Annotated in this window: 17 protein-coding genes; 5 read left to right on the top strand and 12 right to left on the bottom strand. The window is 59.6% G+C overall.

The genetic code is table 11. From position 1 onward, the window contains the following. Positions 1–71 precede the first annotated feature (71 nt). Entirely contained in the window at positions 72–2822 is a 2751-nt protein-coding gene (locus tag B5525_RS15105; RefSeq protein WP_197687923.1) for a LuxR C-terminal-related transcriptional regulator, read from the top strand. Positions 2823–2824: 2 nt separating this feature from the next. Here the strand turns inward: B5525_RS15105 and B5525_RS15100 are convergent, their stop codons facing one another. From B5525_RS15100 to B5525_RS15055, 10 genes are all read right to left on the bottom strand, one after another. After that, positions 2825–4360, bottom strand: a complete 1536-nt coding sequence (locus B5525_RS15100) for an ATP-binding protein (RefSeq protein ID WP_154073234.1) — start codon at positions 4358–4360, stop codon at positions 2825–2827. Between the two features lie 116 nt (positions 4361–4476). Next, entirely contained in the window at positions 4477–7326 is a 2850-nt protein-coding gene (locus B5525_RS15095; RefSeq protein ID WP_079566712.1) for an ATP-binding protein, read from the bottom strand. Further along, positions 7323–7910 carry a helix-turn-helix domain-containing protein gene (locus tag B5525_RS15090; RefSeq protein WP_079566711.1) on the bottom strand — a complete coding sequence of 196 codons (588 nt, stop codon included), beginning with the start codon at positions 7908–7910 and terminating at the stop codon, positions 7323–7325. Before B5525_RS15090 ends, B5525_RS15095 begins: the two co-directional genes overlap by 4 nt. A gap of 449 nt (positions 7911–8359) precedes the next feature. Continuing rightward, positions 8360–9160: an acetoacetate decarboxylase family protein gene (locus tag B5525_RS15085; RefSeq protein WP_079566710.1), complete on the bottom strand. Its 801-nt coding sequence runs from the start codon at positions 9158–9160 to the stop codon at positions 8360–8362. 126 nt (positions 9161–9286) lie between these two features. Next, positions 9287–10051, bottom strand: a complete 765-nt coding sequence (locus B5525_RS15080) for an acetoacetate decarboxylase family protein (RefSeq protein ID WP_197687922.1) — start codon at positions 10049–10051, stop codon at positions 9287–9289. Between the two features lie 193 nt (positions 10052–10244). Next, positions 10245–10640 (bottom strand): cytochrome o ubiquinol oxidase subunit IV, encoded by a 396-nt coding sequence (gene cyoD, locus B5525_RS15075; RefSeq protein ID WP_079566708.1) that lies wholly within the window; start codon positions 10638–10640, stop codon positions 10245–10247. Further along, a complete protein-coding gene (cyoC, locus tag B5525_RS15070) occupies positions 10637–11272 on the bottom strand; it encodes a cytochrome o ubiquinol oxidase subunit III (protein ID WP_154073233.1) in 636 nt (211 codons plus the stop codon). The genes cyoD and cyoC overlap by 4 nt, the downstream gene beginning before the upstream one ends. Continuing rightward, positions 11269–13251, bottom strand: coding sequence for a cytochrome o ubiquinol oxidase subunit I (gene cyoB, locus B5525_RS15065; protein ID WP_079566707.1), 1983 nt, complete (start codon positions 13249–13251; stop codon positions 11269–11271). The genes cyoC and cyoB overlap by 4 nt, the downstream gene beginning before the upstream one ends. Next, positions 13248–14126: a ubiquinol oxidase subunit II gene (gene cyoA / locus B5525_RS15060; protein WP_079566706.1), complete on the bottom strand. Its 879-nt coding sequence runs from the start codon at positions 14124–14126 to the stop codon at positions 13248–13250. Before cyoA ends, cyoB begins: the two co-directional genes overlap by 4 nt. A 1-nt stretch (position 14127) precedes the next feature. Next, positions 14128–15150: a heme o synthase gene (locus B5525_RS15055; protein ID WP_079566705.1), complete on the bottom strand. Its 1023-nt coding sequence runs from the start codon at positions 15148–15150 to the stop codon at positions 14128–14130. A gap of 347 nt (positions 15151–15497) precedes the next feature. On the opposite strand from B5525_RS15055, the gene B5525_RS15050 reads away from it, so the two are divergent. From B5525_RS15050 to B5525_RS15035, 4 genes are all read left to right on the top strand, one after another. Then, positions 15498–15857, top strand: a complete 360-nt coding sequence (locus B5525_RS15050; protein ID WP_079566704.1) for a hypothetical protein — start codon at positions 15498–15500, stop codon at positions 15855–15857. Next, on the top strand, positions 15836–17128 hold the full coding sequence (locus B5525_RS15045) for a threonine/serine ThrE exporter family protein (protein WP_172899881.1): 1293 nt from the start codon (positions 15836–15838) through the stop codon (positions 17126–17128). The genes B5525_RS15050 and B5525_RS15045 overlap by 22 nt, the downstream gene beginning before the upstream one ends. 109 nt (positions 17129–17237) lie before the next feature. Beyond that, complete coding sequence (locus tag B5525_RS15040) at positions 17238–18569, top strand: NAD(P)/FAD-dependent oxidoreductase (protein ID WP_079566702.1); 1332 nt, start codon at positions 17238–17240, stop codon at positions 18567–18569. Positions 18570–18615: 46 nt separating this feature from the next. Beyond that, the gene (locus B5525_RS15035) at positions 18616–19074 is read left to right on the top strand and encodes a hypothetical protein (protein WP_079566701.1); all 459 of its coding nucleotides are present in this window, start codon (positions 18616–18618) and stop codon (positions 19072–19074) included. Positions 19075–19089: 15 nt separating this feature from the next. Here the strand turns inward: B5525_RS15035 and B5525_RS15030 are convergent, their stop codons facing one another. Next, positions 19090–19653: an NADPH-dependent FMN reductase gene (locus B5525_RS15030; RefSeq protein WP_079566700.1), complete on the bottom strand. Its 564-nt coding sequence runs from the start codon at positions 19651–19653 to the stop codon at positions 19090–19092. Between the two features lie 132 nt (positions 19654–19785). After that, positions 19786–20496: an enoyl-CoA hydratase-related protein gene (locus B5525_RS15025; protein WP_244568044.1), complete on the bottom strand. Its 711-nt coding sequence runs from the start codon at positions 20494–20496 to the stop codon at positions 19786–19788. Positions 20497–20515 lie beyond the last annotated feature (19 nt).

Raw genomic sequence — 20515 nt, 5'->3', positions numbered from 1 at the left:
GAGGTCGTACACTTTCGTCACTGTGGGTATCCCCCGGATGGGGGAATGACCGACGTGGGTAGGGGGAGCCCTTGATCCAGCCGCGCTCAGGCAATCTTGCTATTGGAACGGGCACCCTGCCTGCCATGGGACAGCTGCCATTCCTCGCGACCAAAACCGTGCCGGCACGGTTCAAGGGGCTGGTCGCGCGCCCCCGTCTCGTCGCTATCCTGTCCGAACTCCCGGCTAAGCGACTTGCCGTCATCAAGGCGCCAGCGGGATTCGGCAAGACCTCGATGGCGGCCGCCTGCGCCGAGGAGCTTGAGCAAAGCGGCAATGGCGTTGGGTGGCTGACCATCGATTCAGATGACGACGAGGCCACACGGTTTCTGTTTTACGTATCTCAGGCCCTGCACCATGCCTGTCCGGACGTCGGCGCCGGCGCGATTGGGCTGATCCTCGAGAACAACCTGATCGACCCGACAGCGATCCTGTCGAGCCTGATCAACGATCTGGCAGAGATAGAAGATGATGTTTATCTGTTTCTGGAAGATTATCACTGGCTCAGCGCTTCTCGCATCCATCAGGCGGTCGCCTATTTTCTGAAGCACGCACCGTCTCACTGTCATGTGGTGCTTACGACGCGCGCCGAACCTCCCCTGCCGATTGCGACGTTGCGAGCCCAGAATCAGCTGATCGAGATTGATGCCGTAGCCCTGCGATTCGACATGCAGGAGACAAAAGCCTTTCTGGACAGCACCAAGCCTGGCGTTCTGGAAGTCCCCGACGTCCAACTCTTGCAACGCAAGACTGAAGGGTGGCCCGCGGCCCTGCGAATTATCTCGTCCATGCCCTCGCAGTCCGGATTCGGCCTTAAGGCGTATGTACATAATCTCTCGGGTTCGCAGCGTCCAATTGCCGCCTATCTGGCGGAGATGCTGGATGGGCTTCCGGTGGAATTGGTCGACTTCATGCTGCGAACGGCCATTCTTGACCGGCTCTCCGGTCCTCTATGCGAAGCCGTAACCGGTTCGAGCTCGAGCCGCACAATCCTGGCATCGCTTGCCCAGCGCCAAATGCTGCTCACGCCGCTCGATAATGATGGCGTCTGGTTTCGTTATCATGCGCTGCTCGCCGAATATTTGAGACAGAGGCTGGAGGCGGACCGGGGCATCGAGACTCCCGAGTTGCACCGGCGTGCGGCGCTTTGGTATGCCTCTCGAGAATTATGGACTGAGGCGGTTCAGCACGCGATCGCAGCCGGCGACTCTGATCGTGCGATTAGCTGGATCAAGAATTGCGCCATGGCTTTGATAAAGAGAGGCGATCTCTTCACCTTGCTCGAATGGCAGCGCCAGTTTCCCGAGGAACTCATGCGCGGTCAGAGCGAGGTCAGATTGGCCATCGCCTGGGGGCTGGGACTCGCGCTTCGTTTTGATGAGGCCCTGAAGCTCGCAACTGACATAGAGGGCGATATCGCTGCAATGGCTCTGCCAGATAGCAACTTGCTGTGCGAATGCCAGGCGATCCGCTCTGTTGCTATCGCGCTGAAGGATGACAGCGAGCGGGCGCTGCCTCTGGCACAGGCCTGCATGAAAGGTTCGTCTGATCCGTGGACTGCGAACGTTGCCTCAAATGTCGTTCGCTTCGGTCATATGAAAGCGGGCAACCTCAAGCAATTCCATGCGACGCCCTGGATCCCATATTCAGTCGAGGAGGATCACAGGAACCTATTTGCATCGGTCTATCGCCACTGCCTTAAAGGACTTGCGGAGGAACGGCAAATACGCCTCGCGGCGGCAGATGGGCACTATTGCGAGGCCTTGCGGATCGCCGAGCAAGATGTCGGGCCGAACTCGATTGCCGCAGCTTTGCCCGCGAGTTTGATTGCGCGAATTAAATACGAACAAGGTCAGCTCGATGAGGCGGAGGCGTGGGTCATCGATCGCACGTCTCTGATCAGCTCTGCGACGATGCTCGACTGCGTGTGGAGCACGTATTTCGTGATCGCAAGAGTCGCTGCAGCCCGTATGAATTTCGAGCGTGCCCGCACTCTCCTGGAGCGAGCTGAAAATCAGGGCGTCGCGCGGGACTGGGGAAGGCTCTCGGCTGGCGCGATAGCAGAGCAAGCGCGACTCTACCTGAACGATGGCCGACTGGATGAAGCCACCGCATGCGTCGATCGCCTGGAGCGCCTTGCGGGGAAGCATCCGGCACCAAGGCCTTGCGCCTGGTCGGAAATTGAATGGCACCACAAGTTGGCGCGCGCTCATTTGTTGGGGGAGCAAGCTCGGCCCGACGAAGCCATTGCGATCCTGCAACAGCTACAACGCGAAGCCGAAGCAATGCAGCATCGTCAGTTCCTGATCTGCATTTCGATCCGTCTGTCGGCAGTTCAGCTCACTTCGGGCAAAGTCGCGGAAGCGGTGAGCCGTTTTCGGCGCGTGCTTACTGCGTGCGCTGCAGCCGGTCTCTATCAGACCGTTTTGGACGAGGGCCCAGTCATTTCCAGGCTTCTCCAGGCGACTCAGGAGAGCGGCAATGTCAGGACAGACTTGATTCCCTATGTCGATCGGCTGGTGGCAGGTCTGCAGCGAGGAGGACAGGATGGTTTGGCGCCGACCTCCGGTGCACGGATTCTCAGCGCATTGAGTCCTCGCGAGACCGACATTCTCACACTGATCGCGGACGGACTGTCCAACAAGGAAATCGCTCGGAGCCTTGATATCGGTCCTGAGACCGTGAAGTCGCACCTCAAGAGCGTTTTCACCAAGCTGGGTGTGGAAAAGCGCGCGCAAGCGGTATCACGCGCGCAGACCTTGGGTCTTGTCACCACGCAGTGAAGCTAGGCCCAGGTACCATGGCGTCTGCCAGAGATCGTCGAGGCTTCCAGGTCGAAGGGATTGCCCCGGTTGTTTTCCGACAATTGGCTCAAATGGCTCGCGTGGCGCGCCGCTATCGAATGATGTTCGCCGCTCGCGGCGAGTTTCTCCAAGGCATAACAGCGCGTCGTATTGAGCAATCGGTAAAGCATCCCCCGGTGGCTGGGCCACACTAGTATGAGCGATTTGTTGACAAGATTTTCTACTGCGCTTTCGATTTCGAGCTGGCCAATTTCCTCTTCCTTCCCCACGGCGAGCGCCGCCTCCAGTGTGAAGTGCCCGATGAAGATCGCGACCCGCCGCAGCACCACTCGTTCGACCTCGGAAAGATGGTCGTGACTCCAGTCCAGCGTCGCGATGAGCGTTTGATGTCGTGGATTCGCAGTTCGTCGGCCGAATTTCAAGAGATCGAGGCGCGATCCCAGCTTTGTCACCGTGTTCCTGACGCCAAAGATAGCGGCCCTTCCGGCGGCAAGCTCGATTGCCAATGGAATTCCATCAAGCTTGCGGCAAATCTCGGAAACCATGGGGGCTTCGTCGTCACCGAGCAAAAAGTTGCCGCGGCGAGCGCTGACACGCTCGGCAAACAACCGTGCGGCCGGATAGGCAAGCGCCTCTGACGCAGTCGGCCCCGGCTGCTCTGGCGGGCAATCCAGTGGACAAAGACGAAGTATGCGTTCACCAGGGACGCGCAATGCCTCTCTGCTGGTCGCAAGTATGTAGATGTCGGGGGCATCTTGAAATATAAAGGCGGCGATCTCCGCGGTTTTCTCAATCAGATGCTCGCAACCATCAAGGATGATCAGAGCCCTTCGAGGGTGCAGAAAATCAACTAACGCATCCCCGCCATCGACAAACCGAGGGTCAAGCCCGAGCGCGGAAGCGATGGCGCCAATGAGATGCTCCTTGTCGTTTACGGTCGAAAGATCGACGAAGAATACCGCGCCAGCGAAGCCGGCCAACGCCCCGTGCCCGACTGACAGGGCAACCGTCGTCTTGCCTATACCGCCAGCACCCAGAATTGTGATCAGGCGTTGGTCCGTCTGGAGCCGACCTTGAATCTCACGTACAACATTTTCGCGACCGACCATGCGGCCCAGCGCGGGCGGCAGGTTGGACAATCCCTCAGATGCGCCACCCTTGTCGTAATCCGCGGCAAGGCGTGTGATCGGCGCGATGAATCTATAGCCGCGGCCCTGGATATTCGTGATATATTTGTCGCCGAACTGACCGTCGCCTAGTGCCTTGCGCAGCGCCGATAGATGGACGCGAAGGCTGCCTTCCTCGACCGTTACGTCAGGCCATGCCCTCGCGATCAGTTCGGCTTTCCCGACAACCTCACCGGCGTTTTCGAGAAGTGCGATCAGGATGTCGTAAGCCCTGCCACCAAGTGGGATGACCTGGTTCGCCTTCTTGAGAGAGCGCTCAGCGACATTCAGCTCGAATGGGCCAAACCGAAGCCGGATTGCACGCGGTGAGCCAATATGTTGAATCGACATGAGTAATTCCGCAAGATCCTCGACGATTCGGTCGTTGCACCGTTCGTCGTCAGTCTTGTGCAAATACCCCCAGCCCCATCAAAATGGTAACCGAAACCCCCTTCAGCAACAAGCTGTCACTGTGCCAAATTGATCGCGCTGTCGCGCCAGTATGAGCCATTCAACACCTGCTTGGCCAGGCGTAGATCGGCGGTCTCAAGGCCTTCTCGAAATTTCGTGTGAGTGGCTTGTAAAGTCCGCCACGCGGCCTCCTTTCGCTCGGCTGACGTTTCGGCGATAGCAAGGCTGGTCGCGGCCCTGAGCGCCCACGACAAGCTTGCCTGTCTCTCCGATAGTTCGAGCGCACTGAGAAAATACTGCCTGCCAATCGCGAGTCCCTCGTCGTTGCCAAGGGCCAGTTCGCCCCTGATACGACGCAGTTCCGGAGCGTACCATTGGATCTCGTCAAGATTGATCTTCGCTCGTTCGAAGACAGCAAGTCCTTGCCGGGGCCGACCGGCGACGGCCGTACATCTTGCAAACTCTGCCTGCAGGATCCAATTGAAGACCCCATATCGCGCCGCTGACAACTTCTCCAACCCGCGGTAGAGCGACGCCGAAGCCGCATCGCCTTCGCCCCGCCTCACTCTGCAGAGAGCCTGCATGCTGAGGCCGAAGCCGAGATAGCTCTCCACAGCGTATTTTGCGGCGAGGTCGACAAGCTCGTTGGCAAGCGCTTCGGTCTCGAGATCCTCCGGACTTGTCAGGTACGTGTTGAAGCTTGCCCAGGCGAGCGCTACGCAGAGCGGTACCGCGTGATCCAGTTGGCGTGCCTCGGCGATCGACATCAGGTTGAGACGCCGTGTCTGATCAGGGCTGCCCCGCAGCCAGGCCAGGTTGGCCAGTACAGCCAGGGCGTCGACTTTCCGATCGTAGCCAAACCGCTTGATGAGAGATTGTCGGGCCGCTTCATCATCGCGATGCAGGGACAATTCGAAATGAGCTTCGGCCTGCAGCATTTGCCCGATGTGGTGGTGGGTTACGCCGCGCATGTAATTGGCCGTTGCGATCGCGCCGTGATTGCCGCTCGCCTCAGCGACATCGCCGCACCGATCCGCCAATTCTGTCGCCTCGGCATAGTTGGGAAGCCGTATCTGGTGAGCCCAGAGAACAAGCAGAGAATCGAGCTGGCATTCGGTGTCGTTGAGGCACTCGGCAAGAAGGCGCGCTTTCTCCCAGCCCGCGTACGACTCTTCAGTCATACCATCCGTGAACATCATGCAACTGGCGAGTGCGGACTGAATGATCATTTCCTGCCGTGAGCCGGTGCTCGTATCGTCGAGCCGACTGATGGCTGTCGTCATCCACTCTCGGCATTCGGCAAGAAGGGCCATTGCCATCCAGGTGCCTGCCGAGGCGGCAGCAAGCTCAACGCCAATTTTCGCATCACCCCCGGCCGAGAAAGCCCAGTTCAGAGCGGCTCTGAGATTGTCGACCTCGCCCCCATGCGCCCCGAGCCTTTCAGGCATATCCATCGAAGCGCCTTGTTTGAACAAGTCGCAGAAGTAGAGAGCGTGGCGCCGGCGACAACGCCCCTCCTCATCGCCTTCGGCAAGTCGTCGTGAAGCAAACGCACGAGTGGTGTCCAGTAAACGCAGCCGCCCGTCCTGTCCCTGAGCGGCAATCATCGATTTCGAACGGAGTTCCCAAACGCAATCCGAGACCTTTGCTTCATCCACCGTCTCATCGGCGATGACGGCGACCGCCGCTTCAAATGTAAATCCGCCGGCAAAAACACTGAGGCCGCTCAATACGCGCTTCTCCGCCTCATCAAGCAGGTCATAGCTCCACTCCAGCGTGGCGTTCAGGGTCTGGTGCCTCGGCAGCGCGGTTCTCCGCCCTGCCCATGACAAGTTTAGCCGGTCGTCGAGCAAGCTTGCGGTCTTGCCGAGGCCAAATATGTCAACCCTGCAGGCTGCGAGTTCGATTGCCAGTGGAATTCCATCAAGCCGCCGGCAGATTCTCGCGGCAATCGGCGCATCCGCATCGGCCAATTCGAAGTCACTTCGCACGGCCCGCACGCGGTCGACCAGAAGTTGAACGGAGGGATATTGCAAGACGTCCAGCGCCGACAAGCTGCTATCTTCCGAAGGGCATTCGAGCGCGCAGAGTTCATAGACATGTTCACCTTCAACACGCATCGCCTCCCGACTGGTCGCGAGCAAATGCAGTGTCGGGACATGGCGAACCAGTTCTTCTGCGACAGCAGACGCTCCATCGATAAGGTGTTCGCAACAATCTAGAATGATGAGCGTTGGCCTTTCCAGCAAACGATCGATCAAGGCTGGTACGACATTGTTTGTTTGTACCGACACGCCGAGTGCTGCGGCCACGGCTGGCGCGACGAGCGAAGCGCCGCCGAGAGCACTCAGGTCGACGAAATAAATTTGGCTGTTGAAAGCGGTGCTCATCTCATAAGCAACTGCCACCGCTATCGTGGTCTTGCCGATGCCGCCCGGCCCGACGATCGTCACGAACTTCTGCTCGGCCAGCTTCAACTGGATCGCGGCCACGGCGTCTCTTCGTCCAAGCATCCGCATCAAGCGCGCAGGCATTCGGGTCCTCGAAGATGGATTGATATCGCTCGATGTTTGCGAGGAGAGTGAGGTTACTGGTACGACGAAGCTGTACCCCCGCCCGGGTACGTTCGCGATATATCGCCTGCCGGGGTCGCCCTGATCGAGAGCCTTCCGTAGCGCTGAGATGTGGACGCGCAGGCTGACGTGTTCGGCTCCTCTCGCTGGCCAAACGCGCTCGATCAGAGTTCTCCTGCCGACGACCTTGTTTGCTTGCTCCACCAGGACGATGAGGAGATCCATGGCGCGCGCGCCGAGCGGCACGACCTTTGCGCCATTTGTCAGAAGTCTGTTTCCGATCGAGAGTTCGAAAGGGCCGAAGCTCAGCACTTTGCCGGGCTGATCGCTCATGGGATATTCTCGTCCAAGCCGGTTCTTGAGATGACATCGCCAGGGATTCCGCGCTCGCGTCGCCAGTTAGCCGGACTTTGACCAAAGGCCTGTCTGAAGAGCCTGCAAAGATGTGCTTGATCCGAAAAGCCTACGCTCAAGGCTATTTCACTCAGTGATGCCGCACTGGTGATCATCAGGTGGCAGGCTCTCTCCAGACGCCGTCTCACCACGTAGGCATGTGGCGACTCGCCAACAGCCAATTTGAACTTGCGGGAGAAGTGCGCCGGGCTTCGACGCGCGACCGCACTGAGATCCCGGATGTGAATGGTGCGGTGTAAATTGCTGTCAATATAAGCTCGCACGCGAAGGATCTGCCAGGCCGCCAGACCGCCCCTTGCGGAGCCGCTAGCGCCCGAACAGCGCTCGATCTCCGCTTGCAGGATGTGAGACGCTGTGGCCAGCGACGCCTTGGCCGCCTCGTGATCACGCCCCAACTCGCGCCTTGCAGTCTCAAGCAGCTTGGCCACGCTGTTTGCAACCAGGTGGAACTGTTGATCGGCTGCAAAGGAAGCCTCTGCTGCGGTGGTTTGAAGTCCTTCCATGACCACTCCCTCGACAACCTATCCGTGCCTTCGAATCGGCGAGAGAGTGCAGTAAGGGATCCCCTTTGGCTCGTTAATCAGCGTTATGGAAGGTTAATGTTGCTCAGCCCCACAGAACGACTTTAGTGTTCAATATCAATACTTTAAATCTTGATGAGCCCGAGTTTGCAACTGTTCGGAGCACCGGGCAGTCGTGCATATCCGAAATGCTGTGAGAGACGCGAGGATACAGATGTGCAGGGCTGCCCCCACGAGTGGGGGATTCGCGAACATTGATCTCAATCCCAGACGGCCGAAATATTCCGTGCGGTTTTGCCGATCATCTTTCCTCAGCTATCACAAGAATGTCCCCGGCCGAGGGTCTCCGCGGGACCGGGGGGTCCGCAGAGACCCTCTCGGCAAAGCGAGGGATTATACGCTTCGCCGTACGGCAGGATTTTTTCAGTCAGCTACGAGCCATGGTCCTCGAGGATTTTCAGATCGCTGACTGAGTAGGAAAGTGAATAGCGGAACCCTGACTCGATCCGTTTCGGCGCGAGGGCGTGGAGCTCTTCGCCACTCGTTTCCGTAAAATTAAGCTCGCCCTTCCCGATCCAAGCGCCGGCAACGGTGAGATTGTCGGTGATCGACATCGCCAGCTCGTTGACGGCAGGCTTGTCCTGGTAGCCGGCCGCCAATCTCGGGAAGTATCGCAACAGCACCGTGGGTCGACTGAAGAGCGACAGTCCGTTTTCTACCGGCTTGTGCAGGGTGACGCAGGCTTCCGCAAGACGCTGGCCATGCGCCGAGAGGCTGGCGCCAAACCGGCTGCCGGACGCGACCGGCGCTGCGGCGGGACCTGAGGCCGCAAAGGAGCGCGTCTGAAAAATGCTGCCCATTTTCTTTGGAAACCCCTGCGTCCAACCGCGCGCCAGCGCAGCGTCATTGTCGACATAAATGTAAGGACACCACATGACCGGCACGTCGCGATACATGGCGTCGACCATAATAAACGCCTCGCGATATTGATAACGAGCCGGCTCAAGATATTCGTCGTCCTGGGCCGTGAATTGCCAATCCAGAAACATCATGACGGCGTGACCGTTTGACTTCGGATCTCGGGAAAGGCCCTTGGGCAATGTCGCCGCCGTCGCGTCGGGGTCCGTCCAGAACTCCACTCCAACAACGTCGCCGGCATAGTGCCAGGGTGGTGGCGGAGTTAGAGCAGCCTGGCCGAATGGCGATTTTGGAACTGTAAAGCCCTTCAGCATTTCCGTATCCTGATGCGTGCGTCCATCACTTTCGGTAACGAGGCTACCGGAACCAGCCACAATTGATTTGATTTAAGTGCGTCGGCTTGTTTATTCCTGCCGCGATTCACAACGCGCTTGTCGGCATCAGCCACGGCTGCAGGCGGTCAGGTCTGCCAGGACCTCGATATCGGTGACGGAATAGGAAAACGAGAATCGATATCCGCGGCCCACCTTCAGCGGCCCCAGCACTTCCAACTCTTCGCCATAGGCCTCCGGAAAACTGAGCTCTCCCTCGCCGATCCAGATGTTTGTGATCAGGAGGTGATCCGAGACGCATCGAACGAGTTCATCCACGGCTGGCGTGTCGTGCCAACCCGCGGAGAGCCGCGGAAAATATCTCCGTCCTACAATACGGCGATCGAGCAGGCCGCCAAGACACTCTGCTTTTTCGCGCAAGGTGATGCGAGCTTGCACCAGCAACCGACCATGGGCGGACATGCAGGCAGAGAACCGGCTATCGTGCGCGAGTGGCGCCGAAGCCGCACTCGCGGTGGCAAAGGTGCGGGTCTGGTGCACTGCACCGAATTTTCTCGGATAACCCTGTATCCAGCCTCTCATCAAGGCAGCGTCGTTATCAGCGTAGCAATATGGACACCATGCTATTCGTGATCCCTTCCACATCGCGTCGAGGAGGACGCTGAACCCGCGACACTGATATCTGGCGGGATCGAGATATTCGCTGTTCTGCGCGGTGAACTGATAATCCGTGAAGAGTGCAACAGAGCGGCCTGGACATATCTTATCAAGCTCGATACCCGCCGGGAGGGTCTGGACTGATATATCGGGATCATTCCAAAACTCCACCGCCAGGACGTCGCCTGCAAAATGCCAAGGTGGCGACGGGACCAATGCAGCGGCGCCCAGTGGGGACCGCGGCGCAGTGTATCCTTTCAGCATTTTTCGTCCCCACCATCCGTGGCGTATCAACCGCGCATCAATTCAATATGAAATGTTAGCGTTGGTGTTGTTCCCAGTGCTTGGACAAACGTGTGACGGCTTGGTGGTTTGTGTTGATTAGCAGCCTATATCCCTACGACGCTCTTCAGTGCTGCATTTGCAGATTCATCAGCTCAGCCGCAGGCATCATGTTGTCGTTCAGATCTGCCATGATCAAAAGCGATCCGACGACGACCAGGGTGACGATCAGCACACCGAACGCCAGTGCCATCACGTTGTTAGTGTTGTCCGGCCCCGTGGTGACGTGCAGGAAGAACACCAGGTGGATGCCCATTTGCGCGATCGCGAGGACGGTCAGGCCGAGAGAGACACCGCCGACCCAGAGCAGCGACGTGTTGGCGACCCAGAACGACATGGCCGTCAGGACCACCGCGAGAGCCAATCCGATCGTATAGACAAGCACGCCGGATGACGCTCCCTGTTCCACGTCGGGAAGTGCTGACGCGTCGCCGGGCGCGCGATCGTAATGCGTGTCGGTCATGAAAGGACTCCCATCAGATAGACCACCGTGAACAGCCATACCCAGACGATATCGAGCGCATGCCAGAACAGGGAAAAGCAGAGCAGACGGCGTTCGACGGTCGCGTGAAAGCCCTTGATCGCGACCTGAGCCATCATCACCACCAGCCAGACCAGGCCCGCGGTGACATGCAGCCCATGACAGCCGACAAGAGTAAAGAAGGCGGAGAGGAACGCGCTGCGTTGCGGACCGGCTCCGACGGCGATCATACTGGCGAACTCCCGCACCTCCAGCGCCAGGAACGAGGCCCCCAACACGAAGGTGACGAGGGCAGCCAAATAAGTGCCGGCGTAGCGCCGCGAACTAATGGCCAGGGACATCAATCCGCAGGTGTAGCTCGACGCGAGAAGGCAGCCGGTTTCGATCGCAACGCTGCGCTGGTTGAACAGCTGCGCGCCAGTCGGACCACCGGCGGTCGCATGCGTGAGCACCGCGTAAGCGGCGAAGAACGCCGAGAACATCACGATGTCGCTCAAGAGGAATATCCAGAAGCCGTAGCCAACCACGATCCGCTTTGCGGCGGGACCGGCCTCGCTTGCACTCGGACGCGCCTCGTGACGAACCTCATCATCAACTGCAACAGCGATGTTCATACCGCAATCTCCGCCTGGTGCGCCTGCTCGAACCGCGCAATCTGCTCGGCTGGGATTTCGATTTCCTCTTCGTCGCGAAACGCGAAGGTAAGCATGGTCAGAAAGACGCCGATTGCGCCAACACCGGTCATCCACCAGATGTGCCAGATCACCGCAAAGCCGGTAACGACCGCAAAAAATGCGGTGACGAAGCCGGTCGCGCTGCTCTTCGGCATCTCGATCGGCTCGAACTTGCGTTCTCTCGCCGGCTGCCCTTGCGTGCGCTCGCGCTGCTTCTTTTTCCAGAAAGCGTCGACGTCCGTGACTTGCGGCAACAGAGCGAAATTCCAGGCCGGCGGCGGCGAAGCGGTCGCCCATTCCAGCGTGCGGCCGTTCCATGGGTCCGCGGTCACCTTCAGTTGTTCGCGGTCGCGGATCGAGACCACGAGCTGGACAACCTGGCAGACGATCCCCGCGAGGATGATGACGACGCCGACTGCTGCGGCCACCAACCACGGTTGCCAGCTGGCAACGTCGTAATGCTGCATCCGGCGGGTCATGCCCATGAGGCCCAGCGCGTAAAGCGGCATGAAAGCGATGTAGAAGCCGATCAGCCAGCACCAGAACGAGGCCCTGCCCCAGCGTTCGTCGAGCTTGAAGCCGAATGCCTTGGGGAACCAGTAATTGTAGCCCGCCATCAGGCCGAACACTGTGCCGCCGATGATGACATTATGGAAATGCGCGATCAGGAACAGGCTGTTGTGAAGCTGGAAGTCGGCGGGAGGCACGGCCATCAACACGCCGGTCATGCCGCCGATCACGAAGGTCACCATGAAGCCGATCGACCACAGGATCGGAACGGTGAACCGGATGCGGCCGCCGTACATGGTGAACAGCCAGTTGAAGACTTTGACGCCCGTCGGCACGGCGATGATCATCGTCATGACCCCGAAGAAGCCGTTGACATTCGCGCTGGCGCCCATGGTGAAGAAGTGGTGCAGCCAGACAATGAACGACAGCACGCAGATCGCCATCGTCGCGGCAACCATGGAGCGATAGCCAAACAGCGGCTTGCCGGAGAACGTCGAGACAACCTCGGAAAAGATACCGAACGCCGGCAAGACCAGGATGTAGACCTCCGGATGGCCCCAAACCCAGAACAGGTTGACGTACATCATCGCGTTGCCCTGGCCATCGATCGTGAAGAAGTGAAGGCCGAGGTAGCGATCGAGCAACAGCATCGCCAAGGTCGCGGTCAGGACCGGGAAAGCCGCGACAATCAGCAGGTTCGCGGCGAGCGACGTCCAGCAAAAGACGGGCATGCGCTTATAGCTCATCCCCGGCGCCCGCGTTTTGAGGATGGTCGCGGCGAAGTTTATTCCGGTCATCAACGTGCCGACGCCGGAGATTTGCAGCGACCAGAGATAGTAGTCGACGCCGACCCCGGGCGAGAATTGCAGTTCGCTCAGCGGCGGATAGGCGACCCAGCCGGTTTTCGCGAACTCGCCGACCGCGAGCGAGATGTTGACCAGGAGAATACCCGACGCGGTCAGCCCGAGGGCTACCGAGTTCAAGGTCGGAAACGCCATGTCGCGGACGCCGAGCTGCAGCGGCACAACGAAATTCATCATTCCGATCACGAACGGCATCGCCATGAAGAAGATCATGATCGTGCCATGCGCCGAGAAGATCTGGTCGAAGTGCTCGGGCGGCAAATATCCCTGCGCACCGCCTGCTGCGACCGCCTGTTGCGCCCGCATCATGATGGCGTCAGCAAAGCCGCGCAGCAGCATAATCAGCGCGAGGATAATGTACATGATGCCGATGCGCTTGTGATCGACGGAGGTGAGCCACTCCCGCCAGAGATAAGGCACGTAGCCCTTGAGCGTGACCCACGAAAGGATGCAGACGATGGCCAGGACCACGCCGCCCGATGCCCCCATGATGATCGGCTGGTCGAAGGGGATCGCGCTCCAATTCAGCGTGCCAAGTAGATTCATCTTTCCGCCCTCATTGACGTGGGATAGCTGCGGCACATTGCATCGTCGGACTGCATTTCGGAGACCATGATGCTGTCGAACAGACCTGGCGCGACCGAGCGATAGGCGAATGGCGCCACGGCAGCACTCGGCTTCGCCAGATCCGCATAAGTCTTCGCGTCAAGCTCCGGACCGGCACTGCGGACTGAGTCAAGCCACTGCGCGAACTTTTCGTCCGGCACGGCATCGGCGTCGAAATGCATGTCGGAAAAGCCCTCGCCGCTGAACTGCGCAGAAAATCCGCGGTATGTTCCAGGATAGTCGGCCTGCAGCTGAAGACGGGTGATCATTCCCGCCATGGTGTAGATCTGGCTGCCCAGCTGCGGCACAAAGAAGCTGTTCATCACGCCTGAGGACGTCAGCTCCAGACTGACCGGCGTGCCGACCGGGATGGTCAGCCGATTGACGCTTGCGACACCCTGATCGGGATAGATGAACAGCCATTTCCAGTCGAGCGAGGCGACCTGGACCCGCAGGGGCTTCACTGTGGATGCGATCGGTTTGCGCGGGCTCACATCGTGTGCGCCGACCCACGCAACGCCGCCAACCAGGAACACCGTCATGGCGGGGATCGACCAGACGAGCATCTCGAGACGGCCGGAATAGGCGAAATTTGGCCGATAGCGCGCCCGCTCATTCGATGCACGAAACCAGAAAGCAACGCCAAGTGTGGCCAGGATTACCGGGATCACGATCGCCAGCATGATGGCAAGCGAGTTCAGTAGAATTTCTCGGTCGGCGACGGCAATCGGCCCTTGCGGATCGAGCACGCCTTCCGTGCAGCCACCAAGTGTCGCGGCACCGATCAGGACGGCGGCAAATAAGCCATATCGCATGTTAGACCTCGCTGAAGTTGACGGTGCAGCATGCGCTGCGGACGGCGCCTGACTTGAGTTCGGCATGCGCCGAGACGCCGCGGCCATGGTCAATCAGGAGGGCCGCAAACAGCACGAACAAATAGAAGATGGAGAACGCAAACAACCTGTGAGCCGCGCGGCGATCGGCCTCAATGCTTCTGTTCAGCCGGTGTGCGAGCAGCAGGAAAACAGCCCCGCAGATCGCGACGATCACGCCATAGATCGCCCCTGCAAACCCGAGCATCCAGGGCAGCTCCGAGGCGAGAACCAGCAGGCCGCTGTAGATCAGGATCTGACGCGTCGTTGCAGCGCGTCCCGCGACAACCGGCAACATCGGCACGTCCGCACGCGCGTAGTCGTCGGTACGATTGAGCGCGAGAGCCCAGAAATGGGGCGGCGTCCAGAGGAAAATAATGAGGAACAGCGTAAGCGGCTCGAGCCCGACTTCTCCGGTTCCAGCGGCCCATCCGATAACAGGCGGCAGCGCTCCTGCAGTGCCGCCGATGACGATGTTCTGTCGCGTGGACCGCTTCAACCACGCTGTGTACACGACAACATAAAAGAGGATGGTGCAGGCCAACAGTGCGGCTGCTGTGAGGTTCGTCGCCAACGCGAGAGCCATCACTGCGAAACCGCCAAGAGCGAGTCCAACGACAAGCGCCTCGAACCGGGAGATTTTGCCCCGGGGAATTGGCCGCATCGCAGTGCGGCTCATGATGGCATCGATATCTGCGTCGTACCACATATTGAGCACGCCGGCGGCTCCAGCTCCCGCGGCAATGGCAAGAACCGCGGCAAGATTGGTTAGCGGATCAAGTCGAACTGGAGCGCGGCTCAATCCGACGAGCGCGGTGAAGACAGCAAGCATCATCACACGTGGCTTTGTGAGAGCGACGAAGTCAGACACACGCCAATGGTCAGCCAGCGGCTGAGCAGAATCCGACGATAATGCAGAGCGAACTCGTCTTTCCCCAAGCTGGCCAGCAATGGATTTGACGTTCATCTCGCTGCTCCGAGTTCTTTCAAAATGAGAGCTGTGGTGTTCAGTTCGAACAGCCGCAGTGTGTGCATCCGATATGCATCCTCCCCCTCGGCGGCGATTGAACGTGGCTGCTCGATTGGGGCCAATCATGCTCAAAACTGTCAGCTGACGAATTCAGTTCTAGCGACACGCGTCGCGATCGCACGATTCAGGATGGTTCGAGCACGTTTCAACAAGCGCCCTGCGCAAGCTTTTTCCTAACGCAGATCATCGTTCGAATCGGCAACGCGCCGCTCCCAAATTCGAATATTGACGAGGTCTGTTGCGGTTGCTTGGAAGCGACCGCTTTGCCTAACGGAGAACTATCGATGAAGACGCCCTCGCTCTGGATGATTGCAGCCGCCTGCTTTATCGCCCCGGCATCTGTGGCATACGCGCGTTCCGCCTATGATGGCTCCTGGTATCTCGTCTTCGTGACGCAAACGGGCGCATGCGATCCCAGTTACAACTTCACCGTCAATATCTCCGATGGCATCGTGACTCACCCCAATCTGGTAAAATTCAGGGGATACGTCGCGAAGTCCGGTTCGGTTCGTGCGTCGGTGACGGTTCAAGACAAATTTGCATCCGGCACGGGGAGGCTTTCCGGGACATCCGGGCGCGGAAGATGGAGTGGCCGCGCGGGAGGCGCGCGATGCACGGGCTATTGGACCGCGCGACGCAATTGACCAATCTGAAAAGCGAAACAACGCGCCCCGAGCCGCTGACATGCAAGGCGGCATTGGAGACGACCGCGCTGGCCGCCACACTCCTGTTTGCTCACGGGCAGACCACAGAACGGACGGTTACCGCTGCCGAGCGGCTTGGGCGCGCTCTTGGCGTGACGGTTAAGGTGCTACCTTACTGGGGTGAGCTCACCGTCGAACTCGACGGCGCGCCCGTCTCACGAATCGTTCCCACCAAGCCGCTCGGGGTCGACATGGGCAGAGTCCTGGCCGTCATGACGGTATTGGACCAAGTCTGCCACGGCACGTTGCCGGCCGAGACTGCGCAATCCGCACTCACGTCGGCTGGCCGTCTGCCGCCAGCTTCCACGCCACGCTTCACGCTCTTTGCAGCCATTGGCGCGGCTTCGCTTGGCGTCATTTTCGGCGTACTGGATGCGACAAGCCTGCTCTTGATCGCGGCCAGCGCCGCCATCGGTGCGCTCGTCAGGCGTTGGCTGTCCCGCTTCAGCAATGATCCACTGATCCAGCCACTTTGTGCCGCGTCTATCGCGGGTATCGTGGCTGCTGCTGCCAGCCGTTTCCAGCTATCGGGGGCAATAGCGCTGGTCGGTTTCTGTCCCTGCATGGTGCTGGTTCCCGGCCCGCATATCCTCAACGGTGCCATCGACCTCGCTCGTACGCGCATCGCGCTGGGAATCGTGCGCCTGGCCCATGCCGGCGTCATCGTGCTCCTGATCTGCGCCGGCGGCCTGTTCGGGTTCACCGCGGTCGGCGCAAACCTCGCGATAGCCGGATCATCTCCACCCGTGCCCTTGGTCATCGACGTGATTGCGGCAGGATGCGCCGTCGCCTCCTTTGGCACGTTCTTCTCAATGCCGTGGCGCCTGCTCGCGCTCCCGATCGCGGCCGGCATGCTCGCGCATGCCGCGCGCTGGGCGCTGATCTCCGTCGTGGGGACAAATGCCGCGACTGGCGCGCTCGTCGCCTGCATGCTCGTCAGCGTCCTCGTGACGCCAATAGCCGATCGCCTGCATCTGCCCTTCGCGGCTCTCGCCTTTTCCGCCGTCGTCTCATTGATGCCGGGCTTTTTCCTGTTCAACGCCGCGACTGGCCTCGTCGAATTGGTCTCGATCGGGCCGAGCGCGCCAGTGGCTCTGCTGACGAGCATCGCCACGAACGGCGCCACGGCATTTCTGATCATCATGGCCATGACCTTCGGGCTGATCCTCCCGCGCATGCTGTTCGAGCGCGTATTGCCCGCGCCAGCATAAAAGCGGCATAGACGTTCTATGCACCGCACCACCGTTCAAGATTGGCCCGAAGCCCTGCTGTATCCCAGTGCTAATCGGGCGGCTGGCCCTGGAGATCGTTGGTACATCCATGACTACAGTTCTGACCAAATCGTTCCCGCAAGAAAAGCCACCTATAACAAAGGCGGTCCCGAAACGCGTCTTGATCATCGGCGGCGGTTTCGCCGGCATCGCGGCAGCACGGGCGCTCAAGCGAGCCAATGTCGAAATAACGCTGGTCGACCGGCGTAACCACCATATTTTTCAGCCGCTCCTGTATCAGGTGGCCACCGCTGTCTTGTCACCCTCCGAGATAGCAGCGCCGATCCGGCAGCTCGAGGCGAAACAGAAGAACCTCAGCGTATTGCTGGCAGAAGTTAAGGGCATCAACCTGGGAGCTCGCGCCCTCGAGGCCATTTGCCCGGGGATTGGCAGTCGAAAACTCGAGTACGACTTTCTGGTGATCGCCACCGGAATGCGTCCGAGCTATTTTGGTCATGACGAGTTCGCACGGTTCGCGCCAGGCCTCAAGAGCCTCAACGACGCTGAAACGATCCGAACCAAGATCCTGAGTGCGTTCGAATTGGCGGAATCGACCGATGACCCGAAAGAACGCGATCGCCAAATGACCTTCGTGTTGGTGGGCGCTGGCCCGACCGGCGTCGAGCTTGCCGCTTCGATCGCTCAACTGGTCTCGGTGACCCTGCGCAAAAATTTCCGCAAAATCGACCCCGCCAAGAGCCGAATTGTATTACTGGACGGCGGCGCTCGTATTCTTCCGACATTTGTGGAATCGCTGTCGCGAAAAGCGGCCAAGCGACTAACCAAGCTCGGCGTTGAAGTTTCGACGGGCGTAAAGGTCGAGAAGGTCGATGATCAGGGCGTGATCGCGGCGGGCGTCCGGATTCCCAGCGCCACTGTGCTTTGGACGGCGGGCGTCAGCGCCTCGCCGGTCGTGAAAATGCTTGGAACGCAGACAGACCGCGCCGGGCGCGCCTTCGTCGGCGCTTTCATGGACATCCCCGACGCACCCAACGTCTTTGTGGCGGGCGACGCGGCCACGATGACCCAGGATGGTCACCCAGTGCCCGGAGTGGCGCAGGCAGCCATTCAACAGGGCCGATTTGTCGGACATGTCATCGCCAACCGTGTCAGAGGCCGCAAGGATGGTCGACCGTTTCGATACCGCGACAAAGGCAATATGGCGGTGGTCGGCAAAAACTTCGCCATCCTCGAGTCCGGCCATTTGCGCAGCAGTGGCTTTGTGACCTGGCTGGTGTGGGCCGCGCTACATGTGCTCGCGCTGCCGCAGCTTCAGAACCGGTTCCGCGTTCAAACGCAATGGCTCTGGTCTTATCTGTCGGGGCAACGGAGCTCGCGGCTGATTTCCGAAGGGTCGCGGTCGTCCGCGTCATCGTCGTAGTCAGGCCCGGCAGTCATCGCTGCCGGATGCCGCAAGCTGGTTTGGAATGGCACCTGTGGATGTCTCCGTCATCTCCGCGCTCGCCGCCCTCACCGGAGCAGCCGTCGGCGGCTTGACGAGCGGAATTGCAACTTGGCTGAATCACCGAAGCCAGGTCCGCACCGAGTGGATCCTTCACGAGAAGACCCGCCGGCAGATGCTTTACAGGGATTTCATCGAGGAAGCCGCCAAATGCTACATTGATGCGCTCCAGCACGATGAAGCCGACATTCCCGGCCTGGTCGGCGTTTACGCAAAGCTGAGCAGCATGCGGGCGATGTCTTCAAAGCCGGTGGTCCATTGTGCCGAAGACGTCGCCCGGAAAATCCTGGACACCTATTTGGAGCCGGACAAGAGTTTCGTCGAACTGCGTGAAATGGCCATTAATGGCACGATCGATCTGTTGCGAGGCTTCAGCGACGCGTGCCGCGACGAATTCGAGGGCATGCGGCCAATACAATTTTGAGATTCACCTTCGATTTCAATCGGATCGGATCGTCTGGACCCAATTCGAGAACGCCTGCATGTACTCCTGCAGGAATTTACGGGTGCCGTCGCCGGCGAGCTTACCATGTTCATCGAAGAGCTTGTCGACATGGCTAACATAGGCCTCGGGCTGCTGCATGGTCCGCACGTTCAGAAACACGAGTGACTGCCTGAGATGATGATTGGCACCGAAGCCCCCGATCGCGCCCGGCGAGCTGCTGACGATCGCGCCGGGCTTGCGGTCCCAGACACTGCTCCCATACGGCCTGGAGCCGACATCGAGGGCATTCTTGAGAACGGCCGGCACCGAGCGATTATATTCCGGCGAGACGAACAGAACTGCATCCGCCGCCTTGACGCGCTGGCGGAACGCGGTCCATTGCTCGGGCGGAGCCGCGGTCTCAAGATCCTCATTGTAAAGCGGCAATTGCCCGATCTCGACGATATCGAGCTTCATCGAGGACGGCGCGAGCCAGATCAGCGCATTGGCCAGCATCCCGTTCAACGAAGCCTTCCGTAGGCTTCCAACCAATACGCACACATTCATCGGCTTATCCATGGTATTCTCCATTACAGGTCAGGCCACTCCGTCCTCGGGCGGCGTGGCGCGCGAAGCTCTGCCAGAGACACTGCACTTGCCCGGAATGTTCAATCGCGGTGATCGCATGTCCGGCGGGATCGTATGTTCGCTCTATGCAGTCGCTGGAGACTTGGTGCTCCTCGTGAAGTCAGGCTTGCGCTTTTCCAGGAAAGCCGAGAACGCCTCTTTTGCGTCTTCAGAGCGGACTTGCGCGCTGAACTCTTCGTTCTCGGCCTTCATCGCTGCCTTCATCTGCTCGCGAAATGGCTGCTTCATAAGCCTCTTGCTGGCTTGCAGCGCGTTCGCCGGCTTCGCTGCCAATTTCCGAGCCGTTTCGGTTGCTCTCGCCCGGAGATCGTTGTCGGAGACGACTTCGGTAACCAGACCCAACTCCGCGGCACGCATGGCATCAAAGGGAGCTCCCAACAAAATCAGCTCTGCCGCACGAACATGACCGATCCGCGCCGGCACGGAGCAACTCGATCCGAATTCCGGTACGACAGCAAGATTGATGAAGGGCATCTGGAATTTCGCACTCTCGCCGGCGTAGATGAAGTCGCAGTGCGTCAACATGGTGGTGCCGCCGCCGATCGCGGCGCCGTGGACCGCGGCGACCAGCGGCTTGTCGATGTTGACCAGCGCCTCCATCAGTCGGGCTTGCGGAGATTCTCCCGGCCCGGGCGGATTCTTCAGAAAATCCTCGATATCGTTGCCTGCGCAGAACGAGTCTCCCGCGCCGTGCCAAAGGACGACACGCGTGTTCTCGTCATTCGCCGCCTCGTTGAAGATGCCTGCGAGAGCCATGTACATGGCTGAAGTCATCGCGTTCCGCTTTGTCGGG

The sequence above is a fragment of the Bradyrhizobium erythrophlei genome, assembly GCF_900129505.1.
In the GTDB taxonomy this organism is placed as follows: Bacteria; Pseudomonadota; Alphaproteobacteria; order Rhizobiales; family Xanthobacteraceae; genus Bradyrhizobium; species Bradyrhizobium erythrophlei_D.
Note: the sequence above shows the minus strand (reverse complement) of the source record. Positions and strands in the feature narration are given on the sequence as shown.